Source organism: Nonomuraea sp. NPDC050478 (assembly GCF_044458265.1).
GTDB lineage: Bacteria > Actinomycetota > Actinomycetes > Streptosporangiales > Streptosporangiaceae > Nonomuraea > Nonomuraea ferruginea.
Window position 1 is genome coordinate 791,251 of record NZ_JBITHT010000003.1, and the last position, 25,444, is coordinate 816,694.

A 25,444-nucleotide genomic window follows, 5' to 3' on the forward strand; every position below is an offset into this window, starting at 1 on the left:
ACTCCATCATGCTCACCCTCCGTCGCCCCACCTGGCACGAAGTGATGATCTTCCGCGGGCGACGCGATCGGCGACCGGGTCATCCGGGAGAGCCGGCGACGGCCTTCAGCAGGTCCCCGGTGTACGCGGCCAGCCGGTCGGCGTCGTCCGGATCCAGCGTACGCAGCGACAGCGGGACCGGTTTTCCGCGGTCGACGGCGGTGAGCGGGGCCGGCGGCGGGGCGTCGATCCACGCCACGACGGGGGCCACGGCGTCGGCCACCGGCCGGGCGAAGAGCCGGCCGAGCGTCTTGAGCCCGGCGCGGACCAGCGGGTTCGGGTGCCCGTCCAGGCCGCTGCGGGTGAACCCGGGGTGATAGAGCACGTATCTGGCGCGGCTTTCCGCGTGCCGGGCGAACGCGACGCCGAGCAGGTCGTTGGCCCGGCCGGCCTGGAGCTGGGCGCGTACCTGACCGTAGCCGCGGGTGAGCTGCGGGTCGTCCCAGAAGATCCGGCCCGTCGTGACGCCGACGCCGGCCACGTTCACCACGACCGGATCGGGCGCGGCGTCGAGCAGCGGGCGCAGGCCGTGGCTCAGCAGGTAACGGCTCAGGTAGTACAGGGCGAACGTGGACTCCAGGCCGTCGGCGGTCTCCAGACGGCGGGCGTTCACCCGGTTGGCGAACAGCGCCAGCGCGTCCACCGTCCCGTGGCGCCCGGCGATCTCCGCGATCGCCCGGCGCGTTTCGGCGATCGACGACAGGTCCGCCCGCAGGAACCGCAGGCGATCGCTGTCCGCCTCGGCCAGCAGGGCGCGGCCCTTGGCGGCGCTGCTGCCGATCACGGTGACCTGGTCGCCCCGCGCCAGCCGGGCCAGCGCGGTCGCGCGGCCCATCCCGTCCGTGCCCCCGCTGATGATCACATTCTTCGGCATCGTACGCCTCCCCCGTAAGGTCAGATCATGGCCCGCCCATCCTGGGCGGATCCGGGCAGAGGGCGAAAGAAGGCAGTTTCATGTCCGATACGCACACCGATGTTCCCTCCGCGCTCGCGTACGAGCTGCCGCGCCCCGTGCCGGCGGACGAACTGGCGGCCTGTCCTGCCGGTGAGGTGTTCCGGCGCGTCGGGGACAAGTGGAGCGTGCTCCTGGTGGTCCTGCTCGGCGGGCGGCCGCACCGGTACAACGAGCTGCACCGCGCCGTCGAGGGCATCAGCCAGCGCATGCTCACCCGTACGCTGCGCGGCCTGGAGATCGACGGGCTGGTACGGCGGGAGGTGCTTCCGACGGTGCCGCCGAGCGTCGAGTACAGCCTGACCCCGCTCGGCCGGTCCCTGCTGGTCCCCCTCTCGGCGCTGGCGGACTGGGCGGTACGGCACGAGGGTGACATCAGGCGGGCCAGGAGCGACTCGACAGGCCGATGAGGGCCCGGACCGGCGGGGGCCGCGGATCCTCTAGGCTGCGTGATCGTGCGAGTCCGATCTGCGTTCCTGGGGCTGTGCGTGGTCGCCGCGACAGCCGTGCCCGCCTTGCCCGCGCACGCGGCCCCGTACAAGGACCCGTTCGACGGGAGCGGGAAGCTGGCGCGGGTGGTGTGCCCCGAGCCGGCGATCACGTACGGGGGGATCCCGCGGACGCGCGAGTATCTAGCCACAGTCGTGAAATGTCTGGATAAGTCATGGAAGGCGCACTTCGCCGCCGACCGGCGCCCCTTCCGCAAGCCCGCGGTGCGCTTCTACGACGAGCCCGGGCGGCGCGTGTGCGGCGTGCCGTGGCCCGAGAGCGCCGCCGCCTTCTACTGCACCAACCGCCGCGTCCTGGTGTTCCCGCTCACCGGCGACTGGATCGAGAACCGCACGGACCTCTACCCGCTGAAGGTCGCCGCCCACGAGTACGGCCACCACCTGCAGTCGCTGACCGGCGCCCGGCGCCACTACGAGGCCGGGGTCAAGGCGAGCCCCGGCCGCCAGGCCGAGCTGGGCCGCCGCTACGAGCTGCAGGCCGACTGCCTGTCGGGGGTGTTCCTGGGGGCCGTGTGGAGGTCGCTGGAGCGTACCGGCGACGACTGGGCGGCGCTGCTCGACGCCACCCGCGCCAGCGGCGACGACGAGCACCGGCGCAGCCACGGCGCGGGCGCCACCCGGGTGCGCTGGCTCAAGCGCGGCCATCACGCCGTCTCCCCCTCCGCCTGCGACACCTGGTCCGCCCCGCCCTCGGCAGTATCCTGACGTGGAGAGCCGCCCGGCGACGGGTGTGTCGCCGGGCGGCGTCTCGTGGGCACGGGTGATCCCCCGATTCGGGCGTGAAAGGATCTCGCCCTGGCCCGCGCCTCCGGCCGGCTGGTGGCCGGGCGGAGGCGCGGAAGGCTCACTTGGCGAGCAGGCCGCGCAGAACGTACTGCATGATGCCGCCGTGCCGGTAGTAGTCGGCCTCGCCCGGCGTGTCGATGCGCACGACCGCGTCGAACTCGACGTCACCAGCCTTGACATGGACGGTCCCGGGGACGGAGCCGTCGTTGAGCGCCTCGACGCCGGTGATGTCGAACGTCTCCTCGCCCGTCAGGCCGAGCGAGTCGGCCGTCTGGCCGTCGGGGTACTGCAGCGGCAGCACGCCCATGCCGATCAGGTTGGAGCGGTGGATGCGCTCGTAGGACTCGGCGATGACGGCGCGGACGCCCAGCAGCGCGGTGCCCTTGGCGGCCCAGTCGCGCGAGGAGCCGGAGCCGTACTCCTTGCCCGCGAGCACGACGAGCGGGGTGCCCTGGGCGGCGTAGTTGACCGAGGCGTCGTAGATGAACGACACCGGCGCCTCCGGCCGGGTGAAGTCGCGGGTGTAGCCGCCCTCGGTGCCGGGCGCGATCTGGTTGCGCAGCCGGATGTTGGCGAACGTGCCGCGGATCATCACCTCGTGGTTGCCGCGCCGCGACCCGTACGAGTTGAAGTCCCTGACCTTGACCCCGTGCTCGCGCAGGTACTCGGCGGCGGGCGTGCCCACCTTGATGGAGCCGGCCGGGGAGATGTGGTCGGTGGTGGTCGAGTCGCCGACCTTGACCAGCACGCGGGCGCCGGCGATGTCGGCGACGGGCTCCGGCTCGCGCGGCATGCCCTCGAAGTAGGGGGCCTTGCGGACGTAGGTGGAATCGGGGTCCCACTCGAAGGTGTCGCCGGTCGGGATCGACAGCGACTTCCAGTGGTCGTCGCCCTCGAACACGTCGGCGTAGTCGCGCTCGAACATCTCGCGGCCGATGGAGGAGTTGACCACGTCGGTGATCTCGTCGGGCGCCGGCCAGATGTCGCGCAGGTAGACGGGCTCGCCGTCGTTGCCCGTGCCGAGCGGCTCGTTGTCGAGGTCGATGTCCATGGTCCCGGCCAGCGCGTAGGCGACCACGAGCGGCGGCGAGGCCAGGTAGTTCATCTTGACGTCGGGGTTGATGCGACCCTCGAAGTTGCGGTTGCCGGACAGCACGGCGGTGACCGCGAGGTCGTTGTCGTGCACCGCCCTGGAGATCTCCTCCGGCAGCGGGCCCGAGTTGCCGATGCAGGTCGTGCAGCCGTAGCCGACCAGGTTGAAGCCGAGCTTGTCGAGGTAGGGCTGGAGGCCCGAGCGCTCGAAGTAGCCCGTGACGACCTGCGAGCCGGGCGCCAGCGAGGTCTTGACCCACGGCTTGCGGGTCAGGCCCTTGTCGACGGCGTTGCGGGCCAGCAGGGCCGCGCCGAGCATCACGTACGGGTTGGAGGTGTTGGTGCAGGAGGTGATGGCGGCGATGGCCACGATGCCGTGGTCGATCTCGAACGAGGTGCCGTCGGCCAGCGTGACCGGCACCTTGTTGTGCGGCCGCTCGCGTTCGAGGTGGGCGGAGTGCGGCTTGTCGCCGTTGCTGTCGTGGCTGACCGCCGGGGAGTCGGAGGCGGGGAACGACTCGGCGGACGCCTCGTCGCCCGGGCTCAGCGTGTTGGCGGCGTAGTCGTTGACGGCAGCCCGCCAGGCCTTCTTGGCGTCCGAGAGCGCGATGCGGTCCTGCGGGCGCTTGGGGCCGGCGATGGACGGCACGACGGTGGCGAGGTCGAGCTCTAGGTATTCGGAGAACTGGGGCTCGGGCGCCGACGGGTCGTGCCAGAGGCCCTGGGCCTTGGCGTAGGCCTCGACGAGCTCGATCTGCTCCTCGGAGCGGCCGGTGAGCCGGAGGTAGTCGACGGTCTGGCCGTCGATCGGGAAGATGGCGCAGGTGGAGCCGAACTCGGGGCTCATGTTGCCGATCGTGGACCGGTCGGCCACCGGCACGGACGACACGCCCTCGCCGTAGAACTCCACGAACTTGCCGACCACGCCGTGCGCGCGCAGCATCTCGGTGATGGTCAGCACCAGGTCGGTGGCGGTGGCGCCGGCGGGCAGCTCGCCGTTGAGCTTGAAGCCGACCACGCGCGGGATGAGCATGGAGATCGGCTGGCCGAGCATCGCGGCCTCGGCCTCGATGCCGCCGACGCCCCAGCCGAGCACGCCGATGCCGTTCTCCATGGTGGTGTGGGAGTCGGTGCCGACGCAGGTGTCGGGGTAGGCCTTGCCGTCGCGCGTCATGACCACGCGGGCGAGGTGCTCGATGTTGACCTGGTGGACGATGCCGGTGCCGGGCGGGACGACCTTGAACTCGTCGAAGGCCGTCTGGCCCCAGCGCAGGAACTGGTAGCGCTCGCCGTTGCGTTCGTACTCGCGCTCGACGTTGCGCCGGAAGGCGTCGGGGTGGCCGAAGTAGTCGACGATGACCGAGTGGTCGATGACCATCTCGGCGGGGGCCAGCGGGTTGATGCGGGCCGGGTCGCCGCCGAGGTCGCGCACCGCCTCGCGCATGGTGGCGAGGTCGACCACGCAGGGCACGCCGGTGAAGTCCTGCATGATGACGCGGCCGGGGGTGAACTGGATCTCCACGCTCGGCTTCGCGTTCGGGTCCCAGCCGCCGAGCGCGCGGATGTGGTCGGCGGTGATGTTGGCGCCGTCCTCGGTGCGGAGGAGGTTCTCCAGCAAGATCTTCAGGCTGTACGGGAGGCGTGCAGCACCTTCGACGGCGTCCACCCGGAAAATCTCATAAGACGCGTCGCCGACGCGCAGCGTGTCACGGCTGCCGAAGCTGTTCGCGGACACGGTGATTCGCCTCCTCCATTGACGGTTAGCTCACTAAGAATCCTGCCGCACCGGGGAAGCGTTCTTCACGTTAGGTGAACCTAAGTCACGCCGGCCGCAGATTGTCTCGACATCAAGATATCTCTAAAGTATCTCGACATCAAGTTAAAGCGGCCCGAGCCGCCAGAAGAGCAGGCCGACGATGGCGACGGAGAGCACGGGAGCCAGGATCTTCTGCTCGAACTTCCTGCCCGTCTTGATGCCGATCTTCCACGGCAGCAGGAACTTGACCGACAGCGGCCAGAGCACCGGGCAGCCCCGCTCGGTCATGCAGTCGCCCACCACGTGGATGAAGGAGCCGATGCCCACGGCCAGCCCCAGCCAGGCGTACCCGACGTCCATGGACAGGAATACGGCGTAGAGCCCGGCCGTCATGCCGATGTTGACCATGGCCGAGGCGAGCTTCTTGCCCGGGATGCCGATGCCGATCGCGCGCAGGGCCAGCCCGATGAGCAGCACCACCATGATGTCGCGCCCGATCGGGTAGGCGGCGGCCAGCCAGTGGGCGCCCAGCCCGATCGCGATCGCGAACGCCAGCGAGTGGGTGGCGCCCCGGTGTCCGCCGCTCAGCCACGAGACCGCCTTGCTGAGCAGCCAGGTGACGGGACCGAAGGTCTGGGCGATGGTGGCGCTCGGGTGGTCGAGGTCAGGGAGCATGGCGGCGCCCGAGCAGATGATCGCGCCGGCGATCAGCTCGGCCGGGCTCAGCGCGGTGGCCATGATGCCGGTCTCGATGAACCGGGACGACTCGTTCAGCAGCGGCAGTGCGGCGAGCGGGGGCGCGAGCCCCAGCCAGGCGATGGCCCCCGTCAGCGCGTGCGTGTGCCCCATCATGATCGGGATGCTAGCGCCCCGCGCCCGCTTCCGCCTGTCGCCCGGAAGTCCCTAGAACGTTCCGAAAATGCAGACGAGGCCGTCTCCAGCGGCGACAGCACCCCCCAGCCCTGCCGACGCGGAACGACCTCGTCTGATGGGAACAACGTAGTACCCCTGGATCCTGTTCCCGGCCCTCTCGAAGTTTTTGGTGATCTGAGTCACTTGTCGGAATTGGTTGCTATCGACACACTGTCGATATATCTTTGAAGCATCGTAGAACGGTCGAGAGGAGTACGACATGACATCCGCCCACGCCATGGGAGGCCAGTGGCCCGAGGCGCACGAGGTGAAGAAGGCTCTGCGCGACACGGTCAAGGCCGTGGCCGAGGCGTTCGAGCAGGGTCACCATCACCACCACGAACACCGGCACGAACACCGCCACCGCGGGCGCAGAGGCCCTGGCCCGTTCCCGTTCGACCTCGGGCGCGGCCCGTGGGGTCCCGGCGGCCCGTTCGGCGGCCACCGCGGCTGGGGCGGCAGGCCCCGCAAGGCCAAGCGCGGTGACGTACGAGCCGCGATCCTCGCGCTGCTGGCCGAGGAGCCGCGCAACGGCTACCAGATCATCCAGGAGATCGCCGAGCGCAGCGAGGGCGGCTGGAAGCCCAGCCCCGGCGCCGTCTACCCGGCGTTGCAGCAGCTCACGGACGAAGGGCTGATCATCGCGGAGGAGAACGAGGGCCGCAAGACCTTCCGCCTCACCGACGAGGGCCGCGCCTACATCGAGGCGCACGCCGACGAGATCCGCGCCCCGTGGGACGAGATGCGGCCCGACATCGACGACAACACGGCCGATCTGTGGGACACCGCCCGGCAGTCCGCTTTCGCGATGATGCAGATTCTCCAGTCCGGGAGCGACGCACAGATCCGCGAAGCGCGTAAGACTCTGGTTGAGACCCGGCGCAAGCTCTACCAGATCCTGGCCGACGGCGACCCGGGCGAGGAGTGAGGCGATGAGCCGGCCCGGCGAGAGCGAGGCATCCGTGATGGACCATGACGACCTCCGCATCGGCGACGCGGAGCGCGAGCAGACCATGACCGCCCTGCGCGAGCACTTCGCCCAGGGCCGTCTGACCCACGAGGAGCTCGACGAGCGCCTCGACCAGGCGCTGGCCGCCCGCACCGGCCGCGACCTGGCCCGCATCACAGCCGACCTGCCCGGCCACGGGCCCGCCCGGCCCCCCAGGCCCGCCCCCATCGCCGACCTGGGGCCCTGGCCGGACGCCGCCTCCTGGCAGGAGGCGATGCGGGCGCACCGCAAGCAGATGAAGGCGTTCCGGCACCAGATGGGACACCACCATCGCGGGCCGATGCACCCCCGGCACCACGGCCACCGGGGGCCGGGGCCGATCGTGCCGATCCTGTTCGTGTTCCTGATGGTGGGGCTCTTCGCGGGCGGCTTCGGCGTGCTGAAGTTCCTCTTCTTCATCTGGATCGGCGCCATGGTCTTCATGTTCGTCCGCCGCCGCTTCGGCTCCCGGCGGTGAGAGCGCCCAGGGCCGGCGGCTAGCCCATCTCCTCCAGCCTCCGGCCCTTCGTCTCCTTGATCCACCTGGTGACGAAGAGGAACGACAGCACGGCGAAGGCCGCGTACATCGCGTACGTGAGCGACAGGTTCCACTCCGACATCGCCGGGAACGTGACGGTGATCACCCAGTTGGCGAGCCACTGGGCGGCGGCGGCCACGCCCAGCGCGGCGGCGCGGATGCGGTTGGGGAACATCTCACCCAGCAGCACCCAGACCACGACACCCCAGGACAGAGCGAAGAACAGCACGAACAGGTTCGCCGCGATCAGCGCGATCGCGCCCTGCGGGCCGGGCAGCGCCATCGTGCCCTCGATCGGCCGGGCGAAGCTGAACGCCCAGGCGGCGGTGGCCAGCGAGACGGCCATGCCGGCCGAGCCCAGGAGCAGCAGCGGCTTGCGGCCGATCCTGTCCACCAGGGCGATGGCGATGAACGTGCCGACGATGTTGATGATCGAGCTGGAGAAGCTGATCAGCAGCGAGTCGGCCTGGTTGATGCCCACCGACTGCCACAGCACCGACGAGTAGTAGAAGATCACGTTGATGCCGACGAACTGCTGGAAGACCGACAGGATGATGCCGATCCAGACGATCGGCAGCAGTCCCAGCGCCCGGCCGCGCAGGTCCTTGAGCGTCGGCCGGTGCTCGGTCCTGAGCACGTGCTGGATCTCCCGTACGCGCTCGTCCAGGTCGCCTTCGTCGCCCTCGACCTGGGCCAGCACCTCCTTGGCCCGCCGGGGCTCCCCCGCCATGACGAGGTAGCGCGGCGACTCGGGGATGACGGAGGCGAGCCACAGGTAGGCGAGCGCGGGCACGACACAGGCGCCGAGCATCCACTGCCACGCCTGCAGGCCCCACAGATGGTTGTTCACGTCGCCGCCCGCGAGCCGGGCGATCACGTAGTTCACCAGCTGCGACGTGGCGATGCCGAGCACGATGGCGAGCTGCTGGAACGATCCCAGCCTGCCGCGGTAGGCGGGCGGGGCCACCTCGGCGATGTAGGCGGGGCCGAGCACCGACGCCATCCCGATCCCGACCCCCGCCAGGGCGCGCCACATCGTCAGGTCCCAGACGGCGAACGGCAGCATCTGGCCGATGGAGCTCACGGCGAAGACGATCGCCGCGATCTGCATGGTCCTGGTGCGCCCCCACCGGTCGGCGAACCCGCCGCCGAACCAGGCGCCGACGACGGAGCCGAGCAGCGCGACGGCGACCACGAAGCCGATCTCGACGCTGCCCACCTCGAAGTGGTTCTGGATGCCCACGACGGCGCCGTTGATGACCGAGCTGTCGTACCCGAACAGGAAGCCCCCGACGGCCGCCGAAGCGGCGATGAAGATGACGCGCCCGAGTTTCTCCTGACCGGTGTGCCGGCTTACCATGCGAGCCCTCCCCTGGATGGGGAGGCAACTACCCGCGATCGCCTTTTCTAGCGCCTTGTCTTCGGAAAACCCGATCCGTCCCGGCGCCGGGTCCCCGCCGAGGTCACAGCCTCGGGTCCACGGGCTCCGACTCCAGGGCGAGCACGGCGAACACCGGCTCGTGCACCCGCCAGCCCGGCTCGCCGTCCGCCAGCCGCGCCAGCGCCTCCAGGCCGAGCGCGTGCTCGCGCAGCGCCAGTGAGCGCTTCTTGCCGAGGAAACGCCTGCGCAGCACGTCCAGCGACTCGGTGTAGTCGGGGCCGTAGATGATCCGCAGGTACTCGCGGCCCCTGACCTTGACGCCCGGCTGCACCCGCCCCGCCACGTGCGCGGCCGGCTTGACCACCATGCCCTCGCCGCCGGCGGCGGTCAGCGACTCCCACCACGCGACGGCCGCGGCCCTGGACCCGGCCGAGCCGAGCGTGACGAAGACGTGCCGGGTCGGGGCGATGATCGGCGCGGTGAGCGTGGCCAGCGTCTCCAGGTGCCAGGCGTGCGGCTCCAGCGCCGTGGCCCTGCCCTGGCACGCCAGGATCTGGAAGGGCGCGACCCGTACCCCCTCCAGGCCGTCGACCGGCCAGCAGTAGCGCGCGTACGCGTCGCGGAACAGCGCGGCGTTGCCCGCGCGGCGGCGGGTGCGGTCGAGCAGCCCGGCCACGTCCAGCCCGCGCCCGGCCGCCGCCTCCAGCGCGGCGACGGCGTCGGGCAGCGCGGCGCGGGCGGCGGCGCCGACCGAGGCGTACTGGCGCCTGATCAGCTCGCCTGCCTTGGCGGACCAGGGCAGCAGCTCGCAGTCGAGCGCGACCCAGTCGGAGCCGAGCGCGTCCCACAGCGGTTCGCAGGCCGCGCGCAGCCGCTCCACCAGCGACCCGGTGTCGGCGAAGAACGGCCGGCCGGTGCGGGTGTAGACGGCGCCGGAGCTGCCGTCGGTGACGCCGAACCGCTCGGCGGCCGCCTCGGGGGTCCTGGCGAGCACGGCCACGGCGCGCGAGCCCATGTGCTTCTCCTCGCACACGACCTCCTCCACCCCGGCGGCGGCGAACTCCTCGAACGCCTCGTTCGGGTGCTCCAGGTAGCCGTCGAGCGCGGACGTCTCGGGCGGCGCCATGGTCGGCGGCAGGTAGACCAGCCAGCGCGGGTCCACCGCGAACCGGCTCATCACCTCCAGCGCCGCGGCGGCGTTCTCCTCGTTCACCTTGACCCGGCCACCGAACCTGGTCTCGACGTGACGGGTGCCGCGGACGTCGTCGACGGCGAGCAGGTCCGGGTCCCGCTCGGGGGCGGCGAGCGGCTTGACCGGCTCGTACCAGACCTGCTGGGCGGGCACCTGGACCAGCTCCCGCTCCGGGTAGCGCAGCGCGGTCAGGCTGCCGCCGAAGACGCAGCCGGTGTCGAGGCAGATCGTGTTGTTGACCCACTCGGGCCGCACGGTCGGCGTGTGGCCGTAGACGACCATGGCCGTGCCCCGGTACTCCCGCGCCCACGGGTAGCGGACCGGCAGGCCGTACTCGTCGGTCTCGCCGGTGGTGTCGCCGTACAGCGCGAAGGCCCGCACGCGGCCGGAGGCCCGCCCGTGGTACGCCTCCTTGAGCCCGGCGTGCGCCACCACCAGCCGCCCGCCGTCGAGCACGTAGTGGCTGATCAGCCCGTCCATGAAGGCCCGCGCCCGGTCGGCGAACTCCGGCGGCTCGGCGGCGAGCTGGTCGAGCGACTCGCGCAGGCCGTGCGCGAGCGTGACCTTGCGGCCGCCCAGCGCGCGGGCCAGCTTGGCCTCGTGGTTGCCGGCCACGCAGATCGCGGTGCCGGCCTCGACCATGTCCATGACCAGGCGGAGCACGCCCGGCGTGTCGGGCCCGCGGTCGACCAGGTCGCCGACGAACACGGCGGTGCGGCCCTCGGGATGGCTCACGCCCTGGGGGCCGTGCCGCCAGCCGAGCTTCTCCAGCAGCGCCTCCAGCTCCGCCCGGCAGCCGTGCACGTCGCCGATCACGTCGAACGGGCCGGTCAGCTCGCGCCGGTCGGTCCAGGCCTTCTCGTACGAGACCGCGGCGTTCTCGATCTGCTCCACGCCCCGCAGGACGTGCACCTTCCTGAACCCGTCGCGGGAGATCCTGCCCAGCGAGCGGCGCAGCTCCTTGCGCTGGCGGATGACGACCCGCGCGCCGAAGTCGCGGTCGGGCCTGGCCGCGTTGCGCGCGACCGCCACCTCCTCCGGCACGTCCAGCACGATCGCGTCGCACAGCACGTCGTGCCGCCTGGCCAGGTCGACGAGGCTCTTGCGGGCGGCGTACTGCACGTTGGTGGCGTCCACGACGGTGAGCAGCCCGCGCGACAGGCGCACGCCGACGATGTGGTGCAGCAGGTCGAACGCGTCCGGGGTGGCCCTCTGGTCGTTCTCGTCGTCGGAGACGAGGCCGCGGCAGAAGTCGGACGAGATGACCTGCGTCGGCCTGAAGTGTCGGGCGGCGAAGGTGGACTTGCCGCTGCCGGAGACGCCGACGAGCACCACCAGGGAGAGCTCAGGAACGCTGATCACGGGTGAACACTCCCATCTGGGTGGGCGGGCCGAGCTCCGGGTCCTCCTCGCCGACCGGCCGCAGCTCGGCACGGTAGCCGTAGCGCTCGCCCACTCTCGCGGTCCAGGCGGCGAACTCGGCGCGGGTCCACTCGAAGCGGTGGTCGGGGTGGCGCAGGCCGGTGAGGAAGGGGTAGCGCGGGTTGTACTCGACGTTGGGCGTGGTGACGACGACGTGGCCGGGCTTGGCGTGGCCGAACACGACCTGTTCGAGCGCGGCCAGGCGCGGCGGGTCCACGTGCTCGATTACCTCCATGAGCACGGCGGCGTCGTAACCGGCCAGGCGCCCGTCGGTGTACGTGAGCGCGCCCTGGAAGAGGGTGAGCCTGGCGCGCTTGCTGTCGGGCATGCGCTCCAGCCTGAGCTTGCGCGCGGCGATGGTCAGCGCCATCGCCGAGACGTCCATCCCCGCCACGCGGGCGAAGCGCGGCCTGGCCAGCAAGGCGCCGACCAGCTCGCCCTGACCGCAGCCGAGGTCGATGACACTGGTCGCCCCGAGCTCCTCCAGCACCTCCAGCACGGCGGCCCGCCGCCGCGCGTGCAACGGCACCCGCTTCCCCCCAGGCACTTCAGCACCGGCGCCCGCCGCATCAGGGGCGTCCTCTCCGGCCGCGCCACGCACCTCCGCACCAGCGTCAGGGGCGTCCTCTCCCGCCGCGCCACGCACCTCCGCATCAGCGCCGGGGTCGTCGCCTCCGGCCCCACCGCGCACCTCCGCACCAGCGTCAGGGGCGTCGGCTCCGGTCGCGCCGCGCGCCTCGGCCTCGGCGGCGGCGGCCTCGTCGGCGGCCGTCTCGCCCTCCGGCGCCTCCTCGGCGAGCGCGGGCGCCAGCCGCTCCTCGGGCTCGTCGCCCAGCTCGGCGAGCCGGGCCAGCGCGGTGCGGGCCAGCGCCCAGCGCCGCCCCAGGTAGCGGCGGGTGATCAAGGCCCGCTCCGGATGCCCGTACAGCCAGCCCTCTCCGGCCCGGACCAGCTTGTCGATCTCGTCGGACGCGATCCAGTAGTGCTTGCCGTCGTCGAGCACCGGAAGCAGCACGTACAGGTGGTTGAGCGCGTCGGCCAGCCGCACCGTGCCGGACAGCTCCAGCCGCACGTACCGCGAGTCCCCCCACTCGGGGAAGCCCTCGTCGAGCGGCACCGGCCGGGCGCTCACCCGCCACCCGAGCGGCGAGAAGAGCCGCTCGGCCAGTTCGGGGCCGCCTCTGCAGGGCAGCGCCGGCAGCCGGATCTCCAGCGGCAGCGGCGCCGCCGCCAGCTCGGGCCGGGCATGGCAGCGCCCGGCCCGCGCGGTGCGGAACACGTCGGCCAGCGCCACCGCCAGCAGCGAGGACGCGGCGTAGGGCCGGTCGTTGACGTACTGGGCCAGGCTGAAGTCCGGCGCGTTCTTGCCCCGCGACCTGGCCAGCGTGACCGAGTCGACGTCGAGCAGCAGCGCGGCGGTGCACCGCTCCTCCCCCGCCTCTGGATAGAACACGGTCGCCTCGCCGAACGACTGGCCGAACCGCTGCACCCGGTCGGGATGCTTGTGCAGCAGGAAGCCGAGGTCGGTGGCGGGCCGCGCCGTCGTGGAGATCGTCAGGAGCACGCGGACAAGTGTGCACCAGCCCGGCGAAACGCCGCCATCGAGTTACACGTGCGGCAGCACCTCGGCGGCGATGAGCTCCAGGTGCTCCAGATCCCCCAGATCCATCACCTGCAGGTAGATCCGCTCGGCGCCGAGCGAGCCGAACGCGCCGATCTTCTCCAGCACCTCGGCCGGGGTCCCGGCCAGCCCTCCTTCGCGCAGCTCGTCCAGCGGCGTGCCGACGGCGGCGGCCCTGCGCTCCAGCTCGGCCTGGTCACGGCCCACGCACACGGTCTGCGCCGCCGACATCAGGACGTCCCGGCCCGTCTCCTGGGCCGCCCGGCGCACCCGCTCGAACGCGGTCGCGGTCTCCTCCACGGTGTGGAAGGGCACGTTGTACTCGTCGGCGTACGTCGCGGCCAGGCGCGGGGTGCGCTTGGCGCCGAAGCCGCCGACGATGATCGGCGGGCCCGGCCGCTGCGCCGGCTTGGGCAGCGCGGGCGAGTCGACGACCCGGTAGTAGGGGCCGTCGTGGGAGTACGACTTCTCCGCCGCCCACAGCCCCTTGATGATCTCCAACTGCTCCTCGAAACGGCCGAACCGCTCGGCCGTGGGCGGGAACGGGATGCCGTACGCGGCGTGCTCGCCGTCATACCAGCCGGTGCCCAGCCCCAGCTCGACCCGGCCGCCGCTCATCTGGTCGACCTGGGCCACGCTGATCGCCAGCGGCCCGGGGAGCCGGAACGTGGTCGGCGTCACCAGGGTGCCCAGCCTGATCGTGGAGGTCTCGCGGGCCAGCCCCGCCAGCGTGATCCAGGCGTCGGTCGAGCCGGGGCCCGGGTCGCCGTCCCCGATGCGCTGATAGTGGTCAGACCGGAAGAACGCGTCGAAGCCAAGCCGCTCGGCGGTCCTGGCCACGGTGAGCAGTTCGTCATAGGTGGCGCCCTGCTGGGGCTCGGTGAAGATCCTCAACTTCATGACGCCATTATCGATCCAAAGCGGACGTCATCCGGAGATTGACCGCGCGCCACCCCGAACGCTTGCTAACGTCCACCCTCAACCGCGTTCCGTAGTCATGTGATCACTCGGAGTGGCTCATGTCGGCCTCACGGCGCAGAAGACCCGCAGGTACGCTCCCGCGTCCGCTCGCTTTCCTGGCCGCGGGCGTCCTGGCGGTGGCCACCGGGGCGGCGCTCTCACTGCTGCCCGCCCGGGCCACGCTCCACCAGACGGCGCCCCGGCCCTCTCCCCCGCCTGCCCGCGCCACCCCGGCGCCGCCGCCGGTCCCGCCGGGGCCGTCCGGATTCGTGACGTTCGTCGACACCGCGGCCGACCCGGGCTTCGACCTTCCCACCGACGCGCGCCGCACCGGCACCCGCTGGTACGCGCTCGGCCACCTGACGGCCGCGCCCGACGGCTGCGCGCAGCGGTGGGCCGGGCGGCTGGCGTTCGGCCACGACCCGGTGGCCAACCGGATCGCCGGGCTGCGCGCCCTCGGCGGCGACGCCGGGCTGGTCTTCGGCGGCCCGGCCGGCGAGGCCGCCGCCACCTGCACCAGGCCGGGCGCGCTGGCCGCCGCCTACCGGCGGGCCGTCGGCGCCTTCGACGCCCGCTACGTCGACTTCGACCTGCCGCGCCCCGGCGACCAGGCGACGGTGCTGCGCCGCGCCCGCGCGATCAGGGCCGTGCAGCGGGAGCGTCGGCTGAGCGTCAGCTTCACGCTGCCGCTCCACCCCGACGGGCTGTCGGCGCGCGACGCGCTGATGCTGCGCCTCACCCGCGAGGCGGGCGCCCGCCTCGCCACCGTGAACGTGCTGGCCGAGATCGCGCCGCAGAACGCCCCCGAAGGCCGCCTGCTACGACTCGCCAAGGCCGTACGAGCCGCCCAGACCCAGCTCACGAGCCCGTACGGACCGACAGTCGCGAACAAGACCACCACCCGCCAACCGTCCCGGCCGACGGGCACGGCCGCAGCCGCCATCGGCGAACGGCCCCGGTCGGCGGCCACGGCCCAAGCCGCCACCGGCGAGCCGTCCAGGCTGACCGGCACGGCAGCAGCCGCCACCGGCGAGCCGTCCGGGCTGACGGGCGCGGACAGGGCCGCCGCCGGCGCGCTGGCCCGGGCGGCGGGCTCGGACGGGATCAGTGGCGGGCCGCCTCGGCTGGCGTTGACGTGCGTGCTGGCCGATCCCGGAGATCTGAGTGTGACGGACGCGCGGAAGCTGGCCGCGTTCGCCGCCCGGCACGGGCTGGCGTGGCTGTCGCTGAGGGGCGCCGCCCCCGACCCGGAGGTGGCCAGGGCCTTGCGGAGCTGATCATTACAGCCACCCTTGCCGGAACTATAGGCTTTCGCTGCGGGACGCGGCCTATGAGCGGTTAGGGGAGTCAGGGTGGCCACCAGGCCGGAAACGGCGAAGAAGATCCTCATCTACTGGATGGACGGCATGGTCCTCCTGATGGGCATCGCCTTCGTCGCCACGATCGCCGTCGCGGCCCAGATGAGCATGATCGGCTGGGTTGGCGCGGCGGCCTCCATCACGTGCCTGACCGTGGTCCTCGTCATGTTCTCCCTCATCCTCAGGGACGCCTTCGACAACCGGCCCCGGCCCACGGTCAAGCTGCTCGTGTCCGGGGTGGCGGTGGTGGCGGTCCTCCTGCTGCCGATGCCGCGGGACGGCTCGTTCATGACCTGGGAGGTCGTGGCGTACCTCTGGCTCAGCGTCGTCCTGCTCCACCTGCCGTTCTGGGCGACCGCCCTGATGGGCACGGCGCTGGTCACGGCCATCACCGTCATGCAGACGGGGCACGGCGGTCCGTGGCAGGCGGTGCTGCTGATCCAGCTGTCCGGCGCCGTGCTGATGCCGCTGGCCATGTGGTCGTGGCGCTGGCTCTGGTGGACGATCAGGGACGCGCACGACAGCCAGGCGGCCAAGTCCAGGCTCGCCGTCGCCGAGGAGCGGCTGCGCTTCGCCCGCGACCTGCACGACCTGCTCGGCCACAGCCTGTCCGTCATCACGCTCAAGAGCGAGCTGGCCGCCAAGCTCGCGACCAAGGACGCCGCCAAGGCCGCGGCCGAGATGGCCGACGTGCGGCGGCTGACCGGCGAGTCACTGACGGAGGTCCAGCTCGCCGTGGACGGCTACCGGTCGCTGGACCTGGACGAGGAGCTGGCCAGGGCGCGCGCCGTGCTGGAGGCCGCCGGCACCCGGTGCGTCGTCGAGGCGGGCACCGGCGAGCTGCCGCCCGCCGCCCGCGCGCTGCTCGCCTGGGTGGTGCGCGAGGGCGCCACGAACGTGCTCAAGCACAGCTCCGCCTCCCGCTGCTCGATCACCTTCGCCGACGGCGTGCTGGAGATGCGCAACGACGGCGTGCACGGCACGAACATCAGCGCCGTGAACGGCACGCCGAACGGCGCCGGGAGCGGACTGCGCGGCCTGGCCGAGCGGATGACCGCCGCGGGCGGCGCCTTCTCCGCCGGGCCGGTGCGCGACGGGGAGTTCGTGCTGCGGGCGCGGGTGCCGGCATGAGGCGCGCCACCAAGCTCGACAAGGTCCGCTGGCTCATCGTCTACTCGACGGACTTCGTCCTCGCGCTGGGCCTGATCGGGCTCATGATGGTGTACGCGGCGTGGGACGGCGGCATGCCGGGTCCGCTGGCCGCCGCCGGGGCCGTGCTCGTCGTCTCGGTCGTGGTGCTCGGGATGCGGGTCTTCCGGCTGGCGGTCAGGGGCGCGGCCCGGCCGACCAGGCTGCTGGCCGCCGGCGGGGTGATGGCGCTGCTGCTGACGCCGTTCGCGGCCGTGCCGACGATCGCGCTGTGGCCGGCGATGGTGTCGCCGTGGGTCCGCGGGCGCACCACCCTCCTGCTGTCGGCCGCGTCCATGGTCCCGGTGACCGCTCTCTTCATCGTGCTCGGCGTGTTCGAGCCGGCGCTGCTGCTCATGCAGGTCCTGTTCACCGGCCTGCTCGCCGGCGGCATCCCGGTGAACCTGTGGCTGTGGCGCATCACCAGGGAGGCGCACGAGGGCCAGGAGGCCAGGGCCCTGCTGGCGGTGTCGGAGGAGCGGCTGCGCTTCGCCCGCGACCTCAACGACCTGCTCGGCCAGAGCCTCACCGGCATCGCCGCCAGGACGGCGGGGGCCGAGGACCTGCTGCGCGCCGACCCCGAGGCGGCCTCCCGCGAGATGTTCGAGGTACGCGACGTCGCCCGGCGGTCGCTGCGCGAGGTGCGCGCGGCCGTGCAGAGCTACCGCGCGCTCGACTTCGACGAGGTGCTGGCCAGCGTCCGCGCGGTGCTGGAGGCCGCCGACGTGCGCTGCACCGTGGAGTGCGACGCCGGCGCGCTGCCGCCCGAGACCCGCACCCTGCTGGCCACCGTGGTCCGCGAGGGCGCCACCAACGTGCTCAAGCACAGCAAGGCCGAGCACTGCACGATCACCATCAAGGAGGGGATCCTGGAGATGACCAACGACGGCGTCATCGGCCCGCCGGGCGAGCACGCGCCGAACGGCCTCGGCGGGCTCGCCCAGCGCGTGCGCGGCGCCGGGGGCACGCTCTCGGCCGCGCCCACGCCCGGCGGCTCGTACGTGCTCAGGGTGGTGGTGCCGGCATGACCACGCGCGTGCTGCTGGCCGACGACGAGCACCTCATCCGGGGCGCGCTGGCGGCGCTGCTCGACCTGGAGGACGGCATCGAGGTCGTGGCCCAGGTGGGCAGGGGCGACGAGGTGGTGGACGCGGTCGCGGAGCACCGGCCGGACGTGGCGGTGCTGGACATCGAGATGCCCGGCATGGACGGGCTGAGCGCCGCCGAGCGGATCAGCTCCACGTGCAAGATCGTGATCCTGACCAGCCTGGGCCGGCCCGGCTACCTGCGCAGGGCCATGGCCGCCGGGGTGAGCGGGTTCCTCGGCAAGGACGCCTCCGCCGAGGAGCTGGCCATGGCGATCCGCAAGGTCCAGTCGGGCGGGCGCTATCTCGACGCCGAGCTGGCCGCCGCCGCGATGGCGGCCGGCGACAGCCCGCTCACCGACCGGGAACGCGACGCGCTGCGGCTGGCCGCCGACGGCCACCCGATCGCGCGGATCGCGGGCGAGCTGCACCTGACAGAGGGCACGGTGCGCAACTACCTGTCGAGCGCCATGACCAAGCTGAACGCGCAGAACCGGCTGGAGGCGATCAGGACGGCGCAGCGCATGGGCTGGCTCTAAGGCTGTCCGGCTCTGACCAGGAGGGCGACGCACTCCACGTGGTGGGTCATCGGGAAGGCGTCGAAGGCCCGCAGGTCGGCCAGCGGATAGCCGCGCTCGGCCAGCCAGGCGAGGTCTCGGGCCAGCGTCGCGGGGTCGCAGGACACGTACACGACGCGTGACGGCTCCAGGGCGGCGACGCGGGAGACCACGTCGCGGCCCAGGCCCGCGCGGGGCGGGTCGACGACCACGAGGTCCGCGCGCTCGATCTGGTAGCGGTCGAGGGCGTCCTCGACGCGGCCGCGCTCGATCCTGGCCTGGGGCAGGTCGCGCAGGTTGGCGCGGGCGTCGCGCACGGCGGCGGCCTCCGACTCCAGGCCGAACACGGCGCCCTCGGGGCCGACCGCCTCGGCCAGGCCGGCCGCGAACAGACCGGCGCCGCAGTAGAGGTCGAGCGCCCACTCCCCCGGCTCGGGGGCGGCGTAGGCGAGGACGGCGTCGAGGAGGGTCTCGGCGGCGCCCGGGTGGACCTGCCAGAAGCCGCTGCCCGCGACCCGGAACTCGCGCTCGCCCACCCGCTCGTGCAGCACGCCGGAACCGCGCCGCGCGGCGGTGCGGCCCTTGCCCTCGTCGAGCAGGACGGCGGCGGGCGCGTCGAGGTCGGGCACGGCGACGGGGCGGCGGTGGTGCGGGGTGACGACGACGGCCCGCTCGCCGCCGGACGAGGCGATCACCTCGACCGCGCGGGCGCCCGGCCAGTCGTGCGACTCGGCGCCGACGGCCTCCACCTCGGGGTGGGCGATCAGGCAGGCGTCGATCGGCTGGATCTCGTGGGAGCGGTGCCTGCGCAGGCCGAGCCGGCCGTCGGAAAGGGCGGCGAACTGGACGCGGGTGCGCCAGCCGAGCCCGTCCTTGGCGCCGGGCACCTCCTCGACGACGACCTCGCGCTCGATGCCGGCGAGGCGGCGCAGCTGCTCGGCCACCACGTCGGCCTTGAGCCGGCGCTGCGCCTCCAGGGTGGCGTGCTGCCAGTCGCAGCCGCCGCACAGGCCGGGGCCGGCGTACGGGCAGGGCGGCACGACCCGGTCGGGCGACGCCTCGATGACGCGCACCGCGTCGGCCCGCAGGAAGCGGCTCGTCTCCTCGGTGGCCTCGGCCACGACCCGCTCCCCTGGCAGCGCGTGGCGGACGAAGACCACACGGCCCTCATGGCGTGCCACGCACCAGCCGCCGTGGGCGACCGGACCTACCGTCAGCTCGAGCGATGCCTGTTCCACACCCGACAGCCTATGCCCGGCGGGGTCCCGCCCGGCCCGCTCGACTACGGTTGACGATCGTGACGGAGTCGGGGCGGGTGGTGCGCAGGAGGCTCGGCTTCGCCGGGACGCTCCTCGCCACGCTGTTCTTCTGCGCCTCGCTGACGCCCTCGCTGCTGCCGCGTACGTGGGAGTACCAGGGGGTGATGGGGGCCGTCACGGCCATACTCGGCTACGGCGTGGGCGCGTCGATCGGGGCCGGGTGCCGCGCGGTGATCCGCTACCGGCCGCCCGCGCGGTGGGTGCGGCGGGCCTGGGAGGTCATGCTCGGGGTGTGCGCGGCGCTGACGGTGGCGGCGCTGTCCTACAGCTACGGCTGGCAGCGCGACCTGCGGGCGCTCATGGGCATGGACACCGTGATCCCCTGGTATCCGCCGGTCATCATCGGGCTGGCCACCGTGCTGTTCTGCGTGTTCCTGACGCTGGCCCGGCTGGTGCGGCTGGGCGGGCGCAAGCTGATCGGGTGGCTCGACCGCTACGTCCCGCACGTCGTGGGACACGCGATCGGGGGGATCCTGGTGGCCTTCCTGATCGCGGTGTTCTTCAACGACGTGCTGTTCTCCGGGTTCGTCGCCGCGATGAACAACGTCTCGTCGGTGGCCAACGAGAGCACGCAGGCGGGCGTGCGCCGCCCGGCCTCGCCGGAGCTGTCGGGCGGTCCGCGGTCGCTGGTGGGCTGGCAGGAACTCGGCAAGGAGGGGCGCACGTTCACCGGCGCCGCGCTGACCCCGCGCGAGCTGGAGACGTTCTCCGGCAAGCCCGCCGAGCAGCCGATCAGGGTGTACGTGGGCCTGGAGTCCGCGCCCACGCCGCGCGCGCGGGCCGACCTGGCGGTGCGGGAGCTGGAGCGCACCGGCGCGTTCGAGCGGCCGGTGCTGGCCGTGCTGGGCACCACCGGCACGGGCTGGGTCGATCCCGGCCTCTGCGAGGCGCTGGAGTACATGTACAACGGCGACACGGCCACGGTCGCCGTGCAGTACTCGTACCTGCCGAGCTGGGTGTCGTTCCTCGTCGACAGGGACCGGGCGGCGGTGGCCGGCCGGACGCTGTTCGACGCGGTCCGGGAGCGCTGGGAGCGGCTGCCCGCGGACGACCGGCCGCTGCTCCTGGTGGGCGGCGAGAGCCTCGGCTCCTACTCGATGGAGAGCGCGTTCAGCGGGCTGGACGACATGGTCGCCCGCACGGACGGTGCGCTGTTCGTCGGCTCACCGTACGCCAACCCCATCTGGTACGAGCTCACGACGGAGCGCGACCCCGGCAGCCCGGTCTGGCGGCCCGTCTACGGGTCGGGCGAGATCGTCCGGTTCGCGCAGCGACCCGCCGACCTGGCGGGCGAGCCGCGCCCGCGGGTGGTCTACCTGCAGAACGCCTCCGACCCGGTGGTGTGGTGGACACCCCGGCTCATCTTCGACCGGCCGGCCTGGCTGGAGGAGCCGCGCGCGCCGGCGATCAACCCGCAGATGAACTGGTTCCCCCTGGTGACCTTCTGGCAGGTGCTGGGCGACATGACGGCCGGGCTGGGCACCCCGCCCGGCTACGGCCACCGCTACGGGTCGCTCATCGTGTACGGGTGGGCGGCCGTCGCCCCGCCCCCCGGCTGGACCGCCGCCGACTCCGCGCGCCTGGGCGTCCGCATCAGCGGCGGTTGACGTCCTTCTCGCCGGACGAGCGCTGCAGCGGGCGGCGCACCCCGCCGGGGGCGAGCGGCTCGGGACGGCCGGACAACCGGGTGGACGAGTGGAGCTGCCACGGCACGCTGGTCACCATCACGCCCGGCTTGAACAGCAGCCGCGCCTTCAGCCGGAACGCGCTCTGGTTGTGCAGCAGGTGTTCCCACCAGTGGCCGACCACGTACTCGGGGATGAAGACGGTCACCACGTCGCGCGGGGAGCGGCGGCGTACGGACTTGACGTAGTCGAGGATCGGCTGGGTGATCTCGCGGTAGGGCGAGTCGAGCATCTTCAGCGGCACCTGGATGCCGCGGCGCTCCCAGTCCTCCCGCAGGCGGCGCGCGTCCTCGCCCTCGACGCCGACCGTGATCGCCTCCAGCGTGGAGGGCCGGGTGGCGCGGGCGTAGGCGAGCGCCCGCATGGTCGGCTTGTGCACCTTGGACACCAGCACGATCGCGTGGTTGCGGGCGGGCAGCGTGGTCATGTCGACGTCCTCGGTGAGCTCCAGCTCGGCCGCGACGTTGTCGTAGTGGCGCCTGATGCCCTTCATCATGAGGAACAGCAGCGGCATCGCGATGCACACGATCCACGCGCCCACCGCGAACTTGGTGACCAGCACGACCACGAGCACCAGCCCGGTCATCACGGCGCCGAAGAAGTTGATGGTCCGCGACCGGTGCATCTGGTGGCGGGCCTTCAGGTCGTCCTCGGTACGCAGCCGGCGCGTCCAGTGGATGACCATGCCGGTCTGGCTGAGCGTGAAGGAGACGAAGACGCCGACGATGTAGAGGTTGAGCAGGCGGCTGACGTCGGCCTGGAAGCCCCACAGCAGCAGGCACGCCGCCAGGGCCAGGATGATGATGCCGTTGGAGAAGGCCAGCCGGTCGCCGCGGGTGTGGAGCTGGCGCGGCAGGAAGCGGTCCTGGGCCAGGATCGAGGCGAGCACGGGGAAGCCGTTGAAGGCGGTGTTGGCGGCCAGGAACAACACCAGCGCGGTCACGCCCGAGATGACGTAGAACGGGGCCGAGCCGCCGCCGAAGACCGCGTCGGCCACCTGGGAGATGATCGGCTGCTGGTGGTAGCCGGGGCCGACGGGAGTGCCGTCGGGCCGCAGCAGGTCGGTCGCGGCGACCGACGGATCCGCCACCTTGACGCCGGACGCCAGGCCGAGCGCGGTGATGCCGCCGAACATGGCGACCGCGATCAGGCCCATCATGAGCAGCGTCTTCGCGGCGTTGCGGCTCCGGGGCTTGCGGAAGGCGGGCACGCCGTTGCTGATGGCCTCGACGCCGGTGAGCGCCGCGCAGCCGGTGGAGAAGGCGCGCAGGATCAGGAACGCCGCGGCGAAGGCGGTCAGGTCGCTCTGCTCGGCCACGATGCCGAAGTCGGCGGTGGGGGCGCGCAGTTCGATGCCGAGGAAGACCAGCTCGTACGAGCCGATCGCGATCATGCCGAGCACGGCGAACATGAACGCGTACACCGGCACCGCGAACGCCAGCCCCGACTCGCGCAGCCCGCGCAGGTTGACCAGTGTGAGCAGGATCACGATGCCGATCGCGACCTGTGGCTTGTGCTGGGCGACGAACGGGATCGTGGCGCCCACGTAGTCGACGCCGTTGGCCACCGACACCGCGACGGTGAGCACGTAGTCGACCATGAGCGCGCTGGCCACCGTGAGCCCGGCGTTCTGCCCCAGGTTGGTGGAGGCCACCTCGTAGTCGCCGCCGCCGCTGGGGTAGGCGTGCACGTTCTGCCGGTACGACGCCACCACCGTCATCATGACGACGATGACGGCGATGGCGATCCACGGGCTGTAGGAGTAGAACGCCACACCCGCCAGGGACAGGATGACGAGGATCTCCTGGGGCGCGTACGCCACGGAGGAGAGGGCGTCGCTGGCGAAGACCGGCAGCGCGAGGCGCTTCGGCAGGAGCTGCTCGTGGAGCTGGCCGCTGCGCAGGGCTCGTCCCACGAGCAGGCGTTTGACGAGATCCGATGCTTTCGCCACGTTACGGAATGTTAGCCCGCTCCCGGATCCAGGCAGACGGCGAGCGCCCGGCGCGGTCCATACTGGTGTCGAGCGTCCAGATGACCGCGAAGTGCGGGGGAGTATGCATATTGTGATCATGGGATGTGGCCGGGTCGGCTCGACCCTCGCCCACATCCTCGAGGACAACGGCCACTCGATCGCGATCATCGACCGCGATCCACAGGCGTTCCGCCGCCTGCGGGCCGGGTTCCGCGGCCGCCGGGTGACCGGCATCGGCTTCGACCGCGACGTGCTCACCGAGGCCGGCATCGAGTCCGCCTCCGCCTACGTGGCCGTCTCCAGCGGCGACAACTCCAACATCATCTCCGCCCGGGTGGCCCGGGAGACGTTCGGCGTCGACAACGTGGTGGCCCGCATCTACGACCCGCGCCGGGCCGAGGTCTACCAGCGGCTCGGCATCCCCACCGTGGCCACCGTGCGGTGGACCGCCGACCAGATCCTGCGCCGCCTCCTGCCGGAGGGCACCGAGCCGCTCTGGCGCGACCCGACCGGCACGGTCGTGCTGGCCGAGGTGAACGTCAACCCGGCGTGGATCGGCACCCGCGTGGTCGACCTGGAGGACCGGGCGCGGGCCCGGGCGGCGTTCATCAACCGGATGGGCGAGGCCGTGGTGATCACCGGATCGACGGTGGTGCAGGAGGGCGACGTCCTCCACATGATCGCCGCGGAGCGCGACATGGACCGGGTCAACAAGCTGCTGGCCGCGGCGCCGGAGGAGGAAGACTGATGCGGGTCGCCATCGCCGGAGCGGGGGCCGTCGGCCGCTCCATCGCCGCCGAGCTCCTGGAGAACGGCCACGAGGTGCTGCTCATCGACAACAACCCCAGAGCGATCAAGATCGACAGTGTGCCGCGGGCCGAGTGGCTGCTCGCCGACGCGTGCGAGATCGCCTCGCTCGACGAGGCCGGGCTCAACAACTGCCATGTGGTCGTCGCCTCCTCCGGCGACGACAAGGTCAACCTCGTCGTGTCGCTGCTGGCCAAGACCGAGTACGGCGTGCCGCGCGTGGTGGCGCGGATCAACCACCCCAACAACGAGTGGTTGTTCAACGAGTCGTGGGGGGTCGACGTGGCCGTTTCGACGCCGCGTCTGCTGAGCGCGCTGGTCGAGGAGGCGGTGAGCGTCGGCGACCTGGTGCGGCTGATGACGTTCCGCCAGGGTCAGGCCAACCTGGTCGAGCTCACGCTGGCCGAGGACGCGCCGGTGGTGGGCCAGCGGGCGGGCTCGGTGCCGTGGCCGATTGACTCGGCGCTGGTGGCGATCCTGCGCGAGGGCAGGGTGCTGGTGCCCACCGCCGACGATCCGCTGGAGGCGGGCGATGAGCTGCTCTTCGTGGCCAACCAGGAGGTGGAGCAGGAGCTCGCCCGCCTGCTCTCCCAGCACTGACCCGTCTCCCGGCGCGGGACCCCGCCATGGAGCGCGGGGTCCCGGCAGGGCGGGCTCAGGTGGCCGGTGGGGTGATCGGGGTGCGGCCGCGGCCGAGCACCCAGACCATCGCCGTCAGGGCCGCCACCTGGAGCGGCCACCCCATGACGATCTTCGCGAAGCCCAGCGCCGCCACCGCCTGGTCGCCGCCGCCGAACAGGTAGACCGGCAGCTGCACCGCCACCCGCACCACACACGGGAGCATGAGCAGCCAGGTGAGCCGGGTGCAGAGCTTGACGATGCCCGGGTCCTTGCGCCATCCGACCGGGTCGTTGGTCACCGACCCGATGAGGAATCCGACGACCGGCCACCGGGCGACGATCGAGACCAGCATCGCGACCGCGTAGGCGCCGTTCCACAGGATGCCGGGCAGGAAGTAGTCCTTGGCCTCACCCGTACGGCTGGCGAAGAACGCGCCGATGGCGATGCCGATCAGGCTGTTGATGACGAACTGCGGCGTCGACCGCTGCACCAGCCTGACGACCAGGAGCAGCACCGCCAGCGCGATGCTGATCATGAGCGACAGGCGGAGCTCTTCGGTGATGATCCAGGTCAGGGTGAAGGCGATCGTCGGGACGGCCGCCTCGGCGATGCCCCGGACGCCGCCGAACGCCTTGGCGAGCTGGGCTCGGACCGCCGCCTCGACGGTCTGGTGGGCGGCCTCTCCGGCCTCGGCACTCACCTGA

At 72.1% G+C, this 25,444-nt stretch carries 21 protein-coding genes; 11 read left to right on the forward strand and 10 right to left on the reverse strand.

Features of this window, described 5'->3' with window-relative positions; genetic code table 11:
* Positions 1–79: 79 nt before the first annotated feature.
* The gene (locus ACIBF7_RS18010; protein WP_364229995.1) at positions 80–913 is read right to left on the reverse strand and encodes an SDR family NAD(P)-dependent oxidoreductase; all 834 of its coding nucleotides are present in this window, start codon (positions 911–913) and stop codon (positions 80–82) included.
* Positions 914–993: 80 nt separating this feature from the next.
* On the opposite strand from ACIBF7_RS18010, the gene ACIBF7_RS18015 reads away from it, so the two are divergent.
* Both ACIBF7_RS18015 and ACIBF7_RS18020 read left to right on the forward strand, forming a co-directional pair.
* Positions 994–1,401 carry a helix-turn-helix domain-containing protein gene (locus ACIBF7_RS18015; RefSeq protein WP_364229997.1) on the forward strand — a complete coding sequence of 136 codons (408 nt, stop codon included), beginning with the start codon at positions 994–996 and terminating at the stop codon, positions 1,399–1,401.
* 45 nt (positions 1,402–1,446) lie between these two features.
* Positions 1,447–2,205, forward strand: coding sequence for a neutral zinc metallopeptidase (locus ACIBF7_RS18020; RefSeq protein ID WP_364229999.1), 759 nt, complete (start codon positions 1,447–1,449; stop codon positions 2,203–2,205).
* A 139-nt stretch (positions 2,206–2,344) separates the two neighbouring features.
* On the opposite strand, the gene acnA is transcribed toward ACIBF7_RS18020, so the two are convergent.
* Positions 2,345–5,119 (reverse strand): aconitate hydratase AcnA, encoded by a 2,775-nt coding sequence (gene acnA, locus ACIBF7_RS18025; RefSeq protein ID WP_378525149.1) that lies wholly within the window; start codon positions 5,117–5,119, stop codon positions 2,345–2,347.
* A gap of 138 nt (positions 5,120–5,257) precedes the next feature.
* Positions 5,258–5,986 carry a metal-dependent hydrolase gene (locus ACIBF7_RS18030; RefSeq protein WP_271277574.1) on the reverse strand — a complete coding sequence of 243 codons (729 nt, stop codon included), beginning with the start codon at positions 5,984–5,986 and terminating at the stop codon, positions 5,258–5,260.
* A gap of 280 nt (positions 5,987–6,266) precedes the next feature.
* Here ACIBF7_RS18030 and ACIBF7_RS18035 point away from each other — a divergent pair, with 280 nt between their 5' ends.
* Together ACIBF7_RS18035 and ACIBF7_RS18040 are read left to right on the forward strand one after the other, a co-directional pair.
* Positions 6,267–6,974, forward strand: coding sequence for a PadR family transcriptional regulator (locus ACIBF7_RS18035; protein WP_148030327.1), 708 nt, complete (start codon positions 6,267–6,269; stop codon positions 6,972–6,974).
* Between the two features lie 4 nt (positions 6,975–6,978).
* Positions 6,979–7,512: a DUF1707 domain-containing protein gene (locus ACIBF7_RS18040; protein WP_397197611.1), complete on the forward strand. Its 534-nt coding sequence runs from the start codon at positions 6,979–6,981 to the stop codon at positions 7,510–7,512.
* 19 nt (positions 7,513–7,531) lie between these two features.
* Here ACIBF7_RS18040 and ACIBF7_RS18045 read toward each other — a convergent pair whose 3' ends face one another.
* The 4 genes from ACIBF7_RS18045 to ACIBF7_RS18060 form a co-directional block, all read right to left on the reverse strand.
* Positions 7,532–8,932: a sugar porter family MFS transporter gene (locus tag ACIBF7_RS18045; protein ID WP_397197612.1), complete on the reverse strand. Its 1,401-nt coding sequence runs from the start codon at positions 8,930–8,932 to the stop codon at positions 7,532–7,534.
* Positions 8,933–9,035: 103 nt separating this feature from the next.
* Positions 9,036–11,507 (reverse strand): polynucleotide kinase-phosphatase, encoded by a 2,472-nt coding sequence (locus ACIBF7_RS18050; protein WP_397197613.1) that lies wholly within the window; start codon positions 11,505–11,507, stop codon positions 9,036–9,038.
* Positions 11,491–13,131 (reverse strand): 3' terminal RNA ribose 2'-O-methyltransferase Hen1, encoded by a 1,641-nt coding sequence (locus ACIBF7_RS18055; RefSeq protein ID WP_397197614.1) that lies wholly within the window; start codon positions 13,129–13,131, stop codon positions 11,491–11,493. Before ACIBF7_RS18055 ends, ACIBF7_RS18050 begins: the two co-directional genes overlap by 17 nt.
* Positions 13,132–13,173: 42 nt before the next feature.
* Complete coding sequence (locus ACIBF7_RS18060; RefSeq protein ID WP_397197615.1) at positions 13,174–14,088, reverse strand: LLM class F420-dependent oxidoreductase; 915 nt, start codon at positions 14,086–14,088, stop codon at positions 13,174–13,176.
* A gap of 119 nt (positions 14,089–14,207) precedes the next feature.
* Here ACIBF7_RS18060 and ACIBF7_RS18065 point away from each other — a divergent pair, with 119 nt between their 5' ends.
* From ACIBF7_RS18065 to ACIBF7_RS18080, 4 genes are all read left to right on the forward strand, one after another.
* Positions 14,208–15,425: a hypothetical protein gene (locus ACIBF7_RS18065; protein WP_397197616.1), complete on the forward strand. Its 1,218-nt coding sequence runs from the start codon at positions 14,208–14,210 to the stop codon at positions 15,423–15,425.
* 75 nt (positions 15,426–15,500) lie between these two features.
* Entirely contained in the window at positions 15,501–16,637 is a 1,137-nt protein-coding gene (locus tag ACIBF7_RS18070) for a sensor histidine kinase (protein WP_271275898.1), read from the forward strand.
* On the forward strand, positions 16,634–17,722 hold the full coding sequence (locus ACIBF7_RS18075) for a sensor histidine kinase (protein ID WP_397197617.1): 1,089 nt from the start codon (positions 16,634–16,636) through the stop codon (positions 17,720–17,722). Before ACIBF7_RS18070 ends, ACIBF7_RS18075 begins: the two co-directional genes overlap by 4 nt.
* A complete protein-coding gene (locus ACIBF7_RS18080) occupies positions 17,719–18,318 on the forward strand; it encodes a response regulator transcription factor (RefSeq protein WP_219543137.1) in 600 nt (199 codons plus the stop codon). Before ACIBF7_RS18075 ends, ACIBF7_RS18080 begins: the two co-directional genes overlap by 4 nt.
* Here the strand turns inward: ACIBF7_RS18080 and ACIBF7_RS18085 are convergent.
* Positions 18,315–19,574: a class I SAM-dependent RNA methyltransferase gene (locus tag ACIBF7_RS18085; protein WP_364230016.1), complete on the reverse strand. Its 1,260-nt coding sequence runs from the start codon at positions 19,572–19,574 to the stop codon at positions 18,315–18,317. The two genes, ACIBF7_RS18080 and ACIBF7_RS18085, sit on opposite strands and share 4 nt — an antisense overlap.
* Positions 19,575–19,633: 59 nt before the next feature.
* On the opposite strand from ACIBF7_RS18085, the gene ACIBF7_RS18090 reads away from it, so the two are divergent.
* Positions 19,634–21,262, forward strand: coding sequence for an alpha/beta-hydrolase family protein (locus ACIBF7_RS18090; protein WP_364230018.1), 1,629 nt, complete (start codon positions 19,634–19,636; stop codon positions 21,260–21,262).
* On the opposite strand, the gene ACIBF7_RS18095 is transcribed toward ACIBF7_RS18090, so the two are convergent.
* Complete coding sequence (locus ACIBF7_RS18095; protein WP_219543135.1) at positions 21,249–23,291, reverse strand: APC family permease; 2,043 nt, start codon at positions 23,289–23,291, stop codon at positions 21,249–21,251. The two genes, ACIBF7_RS18090 and ACIBF7_RS18095, sit on opposite strands and share 14 nt — an antisense overlap.
* A 103-nt stretch (positions 23,292–23,394) precedes the next feature.
* Here ACIBF7_RS18095 and ACIBF7_RS18100 point away from each other — a divergent pair, with 103 nt between their 5' ends.
* Both ACIBF7_RS18100 and ACIBF7_RS18105 read left to right on the forward strand, forming a co-directional pair.
* Positions 23,395–24,060, forward strand: a complete 666-nt coding sequence (locus ACIBF7_RS18100; protein ID WP_364230019.1) for a TrkA family potassium uptake protein — start codon at positions 23,395–23,397, stop codon at positions 24,058–24,060.
* Entirely contained in the window at positions 24,060–24,719 is a 660-nt protein-coding gene (locus ACIBF7_RS18105) for a TrkA family potassium uptake protein (protein ID WP_364230020.1), read from the forward strand. The genes ACIBF7_RS18100 and ACIBF7_RS18105 overlap by 1 nt, the downstream gene beginning before the upstream one ends.
* Positions 24,720–24,774: 55 nt before the next feature.
* Here ACIBF7_RS18105 and ACIBF7_RS18110 read toward each other — a convergent pair whose 3' ends face one another.
* Entirely contained in the window at positions 24,775–25,440 is a 666-nt protein-coding gene (locus ACIBF7_RS18110; protein WP_364230022.1) for a DUF3159 domain-containing protein, read from the reverse strand.
* Positions 25,441–25,444 lie beyond the last annotated feature (4 nt).

What these genes read in the sequence shown, in the direction of transcription:
- ACIBF7_RS18065 (WP_397197616.1), top strand. Translation starts at nt 14,208, where the DNA reads ATGTCGGCCTCACGGCGCAGAAGACCCGCAGGTACGCTCCCGCGTCCG.
- ACIBF7_RS18040 (WP_397197611.1), top strand. Translation starts at nt 6,979, where the DNA reads ATGAGCCGGCCCGGCGAGAGCGAGGCATCCGTGATGGACCATGACGAC.
- ACIBF7_RS18075 (WP_397197617.1), top strand. Translation starts at nt 16,634, where the DNA reads ATGAGGCGCGCCACCAAGCTCGACAAGGTCCGCTGGCTCATCGTCTAC.
- ACIBF7_RS18060 (WP_397197615.1), bottom strand. Translation starts at nt 14,088, where the DNA reads ATGAAGTTGAGGATCTTCACCGAGCCCCAGCAGGGCGCCACCTATGAC.
- ACIBF7_RS18045 (WP_397197612.1), bottom strand. Translation starts at nt 8,932, where the DNA reads ATGGTAAGCCGGCACACCGGTCAGGAGAAACTCGGGCGCGTCATCTTC.
- ACIBF7_RS18105 (WP_364230020.1), top strand. Translation starts at nt 24,060, where the DNA reads ATGCGGGTCGCCATCGCCGGAGCGGGGGCCGTCGGCCGCTCCATCGCC.
- ACIBF7_RS18015 (WP_364229997.1), top strand. Translation starts at nt 994, where the DNA reads ATGTCCGATACGCACACCGATGTTCCCTCCGCGCTCGCGTACGAGCTG.
- ACIBF7_RS18010 (WP_364229995.1), bottom strand. Translation starts at nt 913, where the DNA reads ATGCCGAAGAATGTGATCATCAGCGGGGGCACGGACGGGATGGGCCGC.
- ACIBF7_RS18035 (WP_148030327.1), top strand. Translation starts at nt 6,267, where the DNA reads ATGACATCCGCCCACGCCATGGGAGGCCAGTGGCCCGAGGCGCACGAG.
- ACIBF7_RS18100 (WP_364230019.1), top strand. Translation starts at nt 23,395, where the DNA reads ATGCATATTGTGATCATGGGATGTGGCCGGGTCGGCTCGACCCTCGCC.
- ACIBF7_RS18080 (WP_219543137.1), top strand. Translation starts at nt 17,719, where the DNA reads ATGACCACGCGCGTGCTGCTGGCCGACGACGAGCACCTCATCCGGGGC.
- ACIBF7_RS18030 (WP_271277574.1), bottom strand. Translation starts at nt 5,986, where the DNA reads ATGATGGGGCACACGCACGCGCTGACGGGGGCCATCGCCTGGCTGGGG.